The organism is Spirosoma endophyticum (genome assembly GCF_900112365.1).
GTDB lineage: Bacteria > Bacteroidota > Bacteroidia > Cytophagales > Spirosomataceae > Spirosoma > Spirosoma endophyticum.
The window spans coordinates 1-9,064 of sequence record NZ_FOLQ01000059.1; the positions used below are offsets into that span (position 1 = coordinate 1).

The 9,064-nt window shown below is 46.7% G+C and carries 12 protein-coding genes; all 12 read left to right on the plus strand.

Annotated features, from left to right (window positions below):
- Nucleotides 1–293, plus strand: a 293-nt coding sequence (locus tag BM202_RS36100) for an integrase core domain-containing protein (RefSeq protein ID WP_143100771.1), incomplete at its 5' end; no start/stop codon positions are given.
- Between the two features lie 585 nt (nt 294–878).
- Nucleotides 879–2,081, plus strand: a complete 1,203-nt coding sequence (locus BM202_RS36105) for a sensor histidine kinase (protein WP_093835405.1) — start codon at nt 879–881, stop codon at nt 2,079–2,081.
- On the plus strand, nt 2,044–2,817 hold the full coding sequence (locus BM202_RS36110; protein ID WP_093835407.1) for a LytR/AlgR family response regulator transcription factor: 774 nt from the start codon (nt 2,044–2,046) through the stop codon (nt 2,815–2,817). Before BM202_RS36105 ends, BM202_RS36110 begins: the two co-directional genes overlap by 38 nt.
- Before the next feature lie 303 nt (nt 2,818–3,120).
- Complete coding sequence (locus BM202_RS36115; protein WP_093835409.1) at nt 3,121–3,507, plus strand: hypothetical protein; 387 nt, start codon at nt 3,121–3,123, stop codon at nt 3,505–3,507.
- A 90-nt stretch (nt 3,508–3,597) separates the two neighbouring features.
- Entirely contained in the window at nt 3,598–3,984 is a 387-nt protein-coding gene (locus BM202_RS36120) for a hypothetical protein (protein WP_143100892.1), read from the plus strand.
- A gap of 268 nt (nt 3,985–4,252) precedes the next feature.
- Nucleotides 4,253–4,789 (plus strand): hypothetical protein, encoded by a 537-nt coding sequence (locus tag BM202_RS37750; protein ID WP_177236825.1) that lies wholly within the window; start codon nt 4,253–4,255, stop codon nt 4,787–4,789.
- Between the two features lie 194 nt (nt 4,790–4,983).
- The gene (locus BM202_RS36130) at nt 4,984–5,853 is read left to right on the plus strand and encodes a hypothetical protein (protein WP_143100893.1); all 870 of its coding nucleotides are present in this window, start codon (nt 4,984–4,986) and stop codon (nt 5,851–5,853) included.
- A gap of 27 nt (nt 5,854–5,880) precedes the next feature.
- A complete protein-coding gene (locus tag BM202_RS36135) occupies nt 5,881–6,447 on the plus strand; it encodes a T9SS type A sorting domain-containing protein (protein ID WP_093835417.1) in 567 nt (188 codons plus the stop codon).
- Nucleotides 6,448–6,750: 303 nt separating this feature from the next.
- Complete coding sequence (locus tag BM202_RS36140; RefSeq protein ID WP_093835419.1) at nt 6,751–7,146, plus strand: hypothetical protein; 396 nt, start codon at nt 6,751–6,753, stop codon at nt 7,144–7,146.
- Between the two features lie 229 nt (nt 7,147–7,375).
- Nucleotides 7,376–7,912 carry a hypothetical protein gene (locus BM202_RS36145; protein ID WP_177236826.1) on the plus strand — a complete coding sequence of 179 codons (537 nt, stop codon included), beginning with the start codon at nt 7,376–7,378 and terminating at the stop codon, nt 7,910–7,912.
- Nucleotides 7,913–8,018: 106 nt separating this feature from the next.
- Nucleotides 8,019–8,606: an outer membrane beta-barrel protein gene (locus BM202_RS36150; RefSeq protein WP_093835423.1), complete on the plus strand. Its 588-nt coding sequence runs from the start codon at nt 8,019–8,021 to the stop codon at nt 8,604–8,606.
- A 197-nt stretch (nt 8,607–8,803) separates the two neighbouring features.
- Nucleotides 8,804–9,064 (plus strand): transposase (locus BM202_RS36155; RefSeq protein WP_143100894.1); only part of this gene is annotated, 261 nt, incomplete at its 3' end.

Consider the following 9,064-nt stretch of genomic DNA (forward strand, 5'->3'; position numbering starts at 1 on the left):
CAGAGCGGTTACGAAGCGACAACGGACCTGAATTTATTAGCCAAGCCTTGCAGGATTGGTGTGCTGAAAAGCAGGTGGTATTACATTGGATTGAACCGGGCAAGCCCACGCAAAATGCTTATATTGAACGATTCAATGGCACATTTCGACGAGAGGTACTGAACGCCAACACGTTCAATAGTCTGGCGCAGGTACGCCGAACGGTGGATGCTTGGCTGGTGGAGTACAATACGGAGCGCCCTCATCAAGCATTGAAGTTTATGACGCCCGTTGAATACCGGCAGGCGGCTTAAGCTCCAGTCAAAACTGGCTCATATAACGGGGTAAGGACAATATAATCAACCTAGATTCGTGCTCGCTGGGGCTTTAGTTTTCAGGCGGTTCTCCTGGATAATAAGTAAAGAAGAAAGGTTGATCAACGGGTGGTTAGTTGGCCAGTAAAAATAGGCTCCAAGCTAACCCAGGATCAACTTTTTTCGACCTAACCCCTTCCTAGAGTAGACGAAACAGGGTGGTGGAGGCACCAAGCCGATTTGCTTTACTTTCTTTCCCTGCCGTTTGTTTGTCTTTGAGCGGCGCACGGGTAGAGGTCCTGTTCGATTAGTCTATCGCGACGGAGTCTTTGTCTATGGCTACAGTTCGCCGGTCGAAAAAAGTAGTTAAAATCAGCTCAGCAACTACTTTTAGGCACAATCCATCTTATCTTATACAGCCGGTAATTTCTCTTTACTCACTTCGTTTCCCATGCCTGCCTACGTCCCCCGGTCGTACATAGGGTTACCATGAACCCAATTGTAGCCGGTTAAGAAAAGGTAGTTGGAACCAAGAATTAGAGGTAATAAGACGTTACTATTCCGCAGCCGTGTTGTTCAACCTACATGAGTAAACCCCCGGATTCTTCTGCGTCTTTTCTGTTTCGACTCTTGACCAGTCCTGCGCTCAGCCTACGGTTGATCCGATACGGACTGCTTTGGATGACAGCCCTGGGACTTATTTATCGGGGGTTTGCCTACATCGCCACCTCCATTCCTAGCCATGCGCCAGGAGACGTAGTACAGTACAGTATTGCCTCAACCGGGGTGTTTGGCGGACTGACCCTGGGGGCCTATTTTATCATCACCAAACTAACGCGCCGATTCATCCTGAACCGGTTTCAACCGGGTTGGTTTGGGCTCAGTCTGATCGGGGTCCATATTATCTCAGCGGAACTGATGCTCCTGCATTTTTACGGATTCATCCAGGTTCTGGGCCTGGCGCACTTACCCATCATTTATAGTAAATATGCCAGTTATATTCAGCAATTACCCGCTTGGAAAGCCCCCATTGACCCCATCATTGTCGCCCTGTTTTCCTTTTCGCTCTATTATAACTATCTACTCTATGCGGTGGGCCTGAAAGTCTTCAAAGACCTGTTTATGAGTCAGCTCCAGCAGGCCCAGCTTCAGCAGCAGCAGGCCGAACTCAAGAAAGAGAATATCCGGCTTGAATTCGAATTCTTAAAAGCCCAGATCAATCCCCATTTCCTGTTCAATACCCTCAATAACATTTATTCATTTTCGGTCCGGTCGCCCGAAAAAGTGGGTGATTCAGTGCTGAAATTGGCGGATTTGATGCGCTACACGCTGTATGATACGAGTGAAGAACTCGTGCCGTTGCAGAAGGAAATTAGTTTTCTGACCAGCTATCTGGACCTGCAACGCATTCGCCATGATGAGCACGTGCGGATTGCCTATACGCAGCAGGGGGTAGTCACTACGCAGCGTATCCCCCCCCTGCTCTTTATTATTTTCGTCGAAAATGCCTTTAAACACGGCATTCAGGCTACCGCCCAGTCCTCCTGGGTCCGTATCGAGCTGGCATTAGTGGGGCCGACCCTGACCCTACGCGTCATTAATAGTATACCCGCTCACCAGCCCCTGAAACCACCCGGGTTGGGCCTTCAAAACGTACGTAAACGCCTGGATTATTTGTTTGCCCACCGTTACCAGTTGCATATTACACCTCAACCAACTCAGTTTTCGATCTCTTTAACCTTACCGCTTGATGAATCCGTCTTACCGGGTGATCGTGCTGGACGATGAACCCCCCGCTCGTGAGTTAATGGAAGTGTTCGTCAACCGCCTGCCCGATCTGCGGTGCGTGGCGAGTTGTGCCAATGCTATGCAGGGCCTACAAGCCATCCAGGAGCTGAAACCCGATCTGCTGTTGCTCGACATTCAGATGCCCGAAATGACGGGACTTGAACTGATGCGCTTACCCCTGGAGCACCGGCCCGAAGTCATCCTGACGACCGCCTACGCCGACTATGCTGTGGCCAGTTACGAGTTCTCGGTGCTGGACTACTTGCTTAAACCCATCGCCTTTGATCGATTTGTCTCATCCATTGTCAAGTTTCGTCAAAAACGCCCGGTTCAACCGCCGACCCAACCCGGCTGGCGAGCCGTCGACTCTAGGCCGACTGACGAGCCGAAAAGCGGCCAGCCACCCTACGAATCGGATGCAAACGCCATCTGGCTACGCGAAGACAAGCGGCTGCTCCAGATTCCCTATCAGGATATTCTCTATATCGAGGGATTACGGGATTACGTAAAAGTTTTTCTTTCCGACCAGATGATTCTGACCCACATGGGCATTGGGCAGGCCGAAAGCCTTTTTCAACCTCCCTTGTTTCTGCGCATTCACCGCTCTTTTATCGTGCGCCGGTCGGCCATTCGGCTGATCGATGGTAATACCATCGTGCTGACCAATGGCAAGCAACTGACTATCGGCCCGCTTTACCGGGAGACCCTGAAAAACTACATTGCGGCTCTCCCCTAAGCTTTGTCATTGGCAACCGGGGCTTCATCGATACGGGTGGGCGTTTAGTCGACAAAAGTTGGGGATACTGCCGGATTGCTCTACTTTGTTGGTATGGTTTACTACCCGACAGTCAAACCTTGCGGTGCTGGCTCATTCGGTCGGGGATCGTCTAGCCAGCTTCACGCCGGTCCGTTGTTGCGACGCGGGCAATGGTCGAATCAAGACTTTATGTAAAAATTGTGCCACACATAGACCAGCAACCGTAGTCATTCCAACTGTCTTTCGTTAGAAAGGGTCTATTGAAACTAAAGCCTAATCCCTATGCCACGGTTCTGCTTAGCACTCCTGTTTTTACTACTAAGTTTCTCTTGTAAAAAGGAGGAGTTAGCGCTGAACGGCCAGTCGGTAAAAGCGCAGGTTTTGTACCGATCCTGCGCCGGGACGATTCTTCACTGGATAGATGCACCAGCTAGCAAAGGCCAGAATTGGCAATGGGGTACCAATCCAAACGCTCCGGTGAGTACCGCTAATCCAGCCAAGATATATCCGAATTGCGTCAGTGCGTTTGATATACCTACTGATAGGCAAGGGTTGGGAGACACCTTAGAACTTACCTACAAAGAATTGGCTGGACCATCGGGTCTGGTTTGTGGCTTAGGTGGTCTACCTACTATATATATTTCCGTGAAGCAGGTGAAACGGTATTAAGGTGGGATACCGCCTATTATGACCGTAACGCCTATAAACGCTTGCCGCCTTAAATGAATCTATCCTAAATTAATGTTAATAGCTTACCCCATGAATAAACTTATCGGTCTAATCGCATTGATCTGCTTATCTCTCCAATGTGAAACGCAAACAGCCCCAGAACCCGAATCGAGGGTGACCGTTTGTGGGGTCAACGATCCGGCTAAGGAGCTTCCTTGGCTGAAGGATCTTATTGCTAAAGCCGATGAAGATAAAGCAACGTTAGCTTACAAAGGAAATTACATCGGTAAAATTTACCTGGAGAACTTCAGAGATCAGCCGGTTTTCATCGTTCAAATGATGATGGGTAGTGGGGGTATTGCCATGTATCTTTTTCGGTGTGATGGACAGCGAATAATGGACGTTACAGATAAAGAAATAGCCACCACGATTGCCGGTTTTGAGCGGAAAAACCTGGTATACGCAAACGCCCCCTAAATCAATAGGAAGGAAGACTTTTTCTAAGTTCAGCGTAGTTTGGCAAATGCCGTGTTAATCAAACAACCTATAACTGGATTTATGACGGGGCAAAGAGATTGACTACTATTTATCGATCGACCCGCTCACTCCTTTTGCATGAATACCTATTCCACTCTTTGCCCCAATTTACGTGTCTGGCAGTAAACAGCAATCCAATATGAAACGGGTTTTGATTCTCTTTAGCGGTCTTGGTTTGGCAGTCTTCTCTTGTCAATCAGATCAGCCAGTGACTCCACTAAGAACGACTAGTCCTCAGAACACGTGGGTAACGATTGACTTAAATATTGATTATTCCATTCAGTTTCCCGCGGATAGCTACCAAGGCAAAGGATACACTTTGTACCAGGGCAAAGGGAACACCTCGGGAACACCAACTAATGTAAGTGATATTCCTACCTCAATTAATCGAAAAGACCAACAGGCTAATTTGTACGCTACGTTTTGTAACCCCAATGCCTATCCCTGTCGGTTGATTCAGTATGGGCAAGCATTAGCGTCTCCTCTCCCGAAATCAGTTCCTTATCTAAATTCAAAAGGAGAATCTAGTTTATTAGATCACACGATAGGCTTTACAAAAGGGGGCAACCTAATCGGTATCTTATATTATACGAATGACCCTACCTTAACGCTTCTGCCCTACAGGGGTCAACTCTACCTCTTGTCCAATTCGTCGGGTTCTTTCGAATTTGCAGGTCGTGCCATCTTTAGTGAGACAACCAAACAAGAGCTATTTGATATTCTTTCGACTTTATCCCCAAAGTAGAATCCCTGCCTATTTGATCGAGAGGTTGCGCCGGGCAAGCAGCGGCCGGTACGCCGGAACAGGACCGTGCCGTTGCAAGCGTATCTAAACCCGAAACAACTGCCCGTTACCCATGCCAACCCCAAAAACTTTATACCGTTGACGGTGAACGTATCTTTCAAGTGCCAAGATGCTTTTTTATGGTATCCAACCCCATGAGCAGCTTTAAAGTCATCCCCCTTTTGCTTCTTTGTTACTGCATACCAATTGGGCGTGTGGTGGGTCAACATCAGACGGACCACTGGGCCTTTGGTCAGGGCGCAGGCCTTACTTTCTTTATGACAGGAAGTGTTCCCTCTGGTCAACATCCAATGGATCAGTTTGAAGGCGTGGCTATTCAATCGGACGCCGCGACTGGCCAACTACTTTTCTCTACGAACGACCGATTCGTCTGGAACCGCAACGATCAACCCATGCCCAACGGTAACGACTTACGGGGTAGCGGCTACTCGACTCAATCGGCTTTAATTGTGCCTTTTCCGACGAATCCGAATTTGTACTACTTGTTTACCATTCGTCAATACAACGAGCCGGGAGATGATGGTCTATTCGGGGGCTTGTACTACTCGATCGTTGATATGCGGTTGGATCAAGGCTTAGGGGATGTGCAGCTAAGCACGAAGAATACGCTTATCGAACGGTACACCACCGAAAAGTTAACCGCCGTTCCCCACGCCAATAAACGGGATTATTGGATTCTATCGCACGCGTATAATTCGGACCAATTTTTAGTGTATCTCTTAACGCCCGAGGGTTTGTCCGTAGCCAACCGAATCGCTATTGGTACGGTTCACCATACGGGTCCCACATCAGATTCCGAAGACAAAGGGTATTTGAAGGCTTCACCAGATGGTAAGCGTTTAGCCGCAGCTGTTTATGGCGTTTCGCGGCCCTTTGAGTTATACGATTTTAATACTCAAACGGGTGTTATCAGCAACTATAGAAGCCTGGGCGATTTCACGGCGCAATATGGCGTTTCCTTCTCACCGGATAACTCGAAATTATACCTGTCCGAGCTGTATTAGTTTGGGGTAAAGTCAAGTCAAACGGCGATGTCCTATCAGTTCGATCTCAGTCAGCAGCCGTACCGTACCAGTAAATTACCAATTATAGATTCTACGAAAGGAGGATTTCCTGCCTATTATATCAATGGGGGCTTACAGGTAGGCATTGACGGTCGGTTATACGGCGCAACCGCTGATTTTGGGCGACTAGCGGTTATCGACTATCCCAACCAGGCAGGATTAGCCTGCAACCCGCATTATGTTTACTATGACTTTAACGGGAGCAAACCGGGTATTGGGTTACCCAATTTCATCCAGAGCATTTTCAATAGTGACACTACTTCGATAAACCTACCCGATACACCCTGCGGAGATCAGCTTATTATCTGGCCTAACCCAGTCCTGAATGACGTGTTACATGTTGATTTGGGCAACCCTACCTGTCTGACGGGTGCACTTAAAATTTACGATGTGAGCGGTCGGCTTGTCGCCGATTTTCCAAACTTGATCACCAGTACCTTCGACATCAACGTAGCCGCCTGGTCGGGTGGTATGTACTTATTTGAGTTTCAATTTTCCAATAAGCGGATTACAAAGAAAGTGGTTAGAAGGTGAATTCTCTTAAAACGCTCATATTCGAGACGAGGGGCTTATCATTTGAGTCTGCTTCAATAAATGGGCGTTTAAGAAACTGTACAGTAAGGCCATGTATCCGGCAACAGCGGGTAAACATAAAAAGGGGAAGGCGATGGCCGACCACCAAATCCCCAGTCAGCCTTCGCCATCACCTGGACCCAAATTTCTTCTTTCATAAAAGACAAATTCAGTAAAAGCACCTAAATTAGCTGTATAACAGAACTCCAGTTATGTGTAACTTTTCGTCTAGGTAAACCTAAGATAGATTATACAACAAGTTTGATGGCTGAAATTAGTCTAAAAAGACCCTTCATCTTAAGTATCGTACTGATCGGTTGGGATGCTTCACTACCATCAGTGCAAACTCAAATACATATTGAGTCAAAGGGTTTTGACAGTACACTTGAGTTAAATTTCAACAGTATTTGGTTCGTTAGCTCCTCATTTGATCAATTCACTAGCTCTCTCTTGAATGATCAAACCGCCCTATTGATGGACATGGACAGGATGCTAACAATTCAAGTTGCTTCTCCATCAGAAGGACTTGAGCTAACCATCAACCATAAAAAATACTACTCGGATGACCGTTGGGTGAACACCGAATTGGCAGCCAAGCTCGATCAAGACTCATTAGCGAATCTAAAGGAGCAGTTTAAAAATTTGCCTAAGTGGTGGTAGGTTAACATATAGCAAATTATATAACATCTATAAATAGCTTATCTATTAGCCCTGTAGCGCAAGGATTCATCCCTTAAGAAAAGAATAGATGCGATACTTTAATTTTTTATTGTGCATTTGTTGCGCCTTTGAATCGGCGTGTGCACAGGATAGTTCGTTTACAATTGGACCGGTGATTGGAGTAGATCAGTTCTTGTCAGCTCCCGTTCCATTGACTGGCCCTACGATCGTGTTTCCTGGCTCGATAAAATACAAGGCCGGTTTTTTGTATGGCCTGCAAGGAACTTACAAACTGGATCGATGGCTGGTTGATGCTTGTTTGGTGGTCACCAAACGAGTTTATCAAGTGATTACCCAGTACCAGTTCGGTTCGGGGACTACCCGTATTACCTCGACGGGCGCGGTTGAAGTAGCAGCACAGTATTTTTCAGTCCCCCTAACCGTATCTTATTTGATAAAAACAATTAAGCAAGTTCAAATTTTTGCTGGGGGCGGAATCATACCCGAATGGATTCAGGGTTCATTTAGCCGGAAATCCTTTGATATATATGGTAGTGGCCACTTTATCATGTTAGATCCTGAAAAACCAGCCAACGCATTTTCAATGGGTGGTTGTTTGCAGTTAACTGGCCGATATGCTCTTGATTCGCGTTTTGTCTTGCAAGTACAACCCGCTTTCCATTATTTTTCTAAAAGGGATACCCCTTTTACGGCAACCGATAATTCATCCTTTAAGCTATCAGCTTCTGTTTGCTATCGGTTGTAACGGATAAGACGACTGAATTTTTTATAATCGGTTAAGGCTCAGGTCGGTGCGGCTAGCCCTCGATCCAAATAAATACAAGAATCAACGTGATCAATTCAGTTAATCTATGAAAACGTTACTTATCCAGTTTGGATTAATCGTTGTCCCGTTCTTAAGCGCCTTCTCCCAGAGCCGAGTTTCGTTAGCCCCTACTTACTGGTTCAACTATGGCAACTATGCCTATCAGACCGCAACGCTGCATGCCGATCCAGCCACTAAGCCCTACACGGTAGCCTCAGCGGTAGGCTTGACGGCACGTTATCATTTTACTGATACCTGGAATTTTTCATTGGGGGTACTTTATAATAAAAACAAATCTCCTGTACTCTTTCCTGGGATGATTAAGGTTAATCTGATCACGAATTTTGTTCAACTACCCGCTTTACTTCATTTCCGATCCTCAACGCATCGACTATCCCCCTATTTTTCAGCTGGCCCTGTATTCAGCTTCTACAAAGTGGTCAGTAATCAAGTCAAAACGAGTCTGGTCTTAGGGGCAGGTGTTGATTACCGGCTTAATGATAAACTATCCTGGCTTCTTGAGCCAACTTACAGTTATTTGCTCTATAATCCCGCGGACACCACTTTTGAGCAGTTTATTAATTACGAAGCGTATGCCTTCGGCGTACAGACTCAACTTATCTGGCGTTTTTAAAAGCGAAAAGTATTATGCTCGACAACCCTAACCAGTATGCAGGTATAGTTGTATTTAATCCATAGCTGAACATAATGCCACTTATACAACAGCTTTCTGTCGAAATGTTAAAAGACCTTAATCACTTCTGACTGGACTTGCTACATTTGACTGGAGACGGTTTTTAGGCACATTTGGAGGCAAACCCGAAAGTACCCATGAAAAAAAGACGTGTATTTGACGAGACATTTAAGAAAATGGCCGTCGAGTTATCCCATGCAAAAGGCTCCGTGCAGGAGGCTGCCCGCGAGCTCGGCATCGACTCTAGTCGAATTACCAAATGGCGGCAGACTCACAAAGGTCTTGGCCAACTCGCCACTACTACTAGCGGGCTGAGTCAGGAGCAGCAACTGATCAGACGACTGCAAAAGGAATTGAAAGACGCTGAGCTTGAACGGGATATCCTAAAAAAGGCGGTC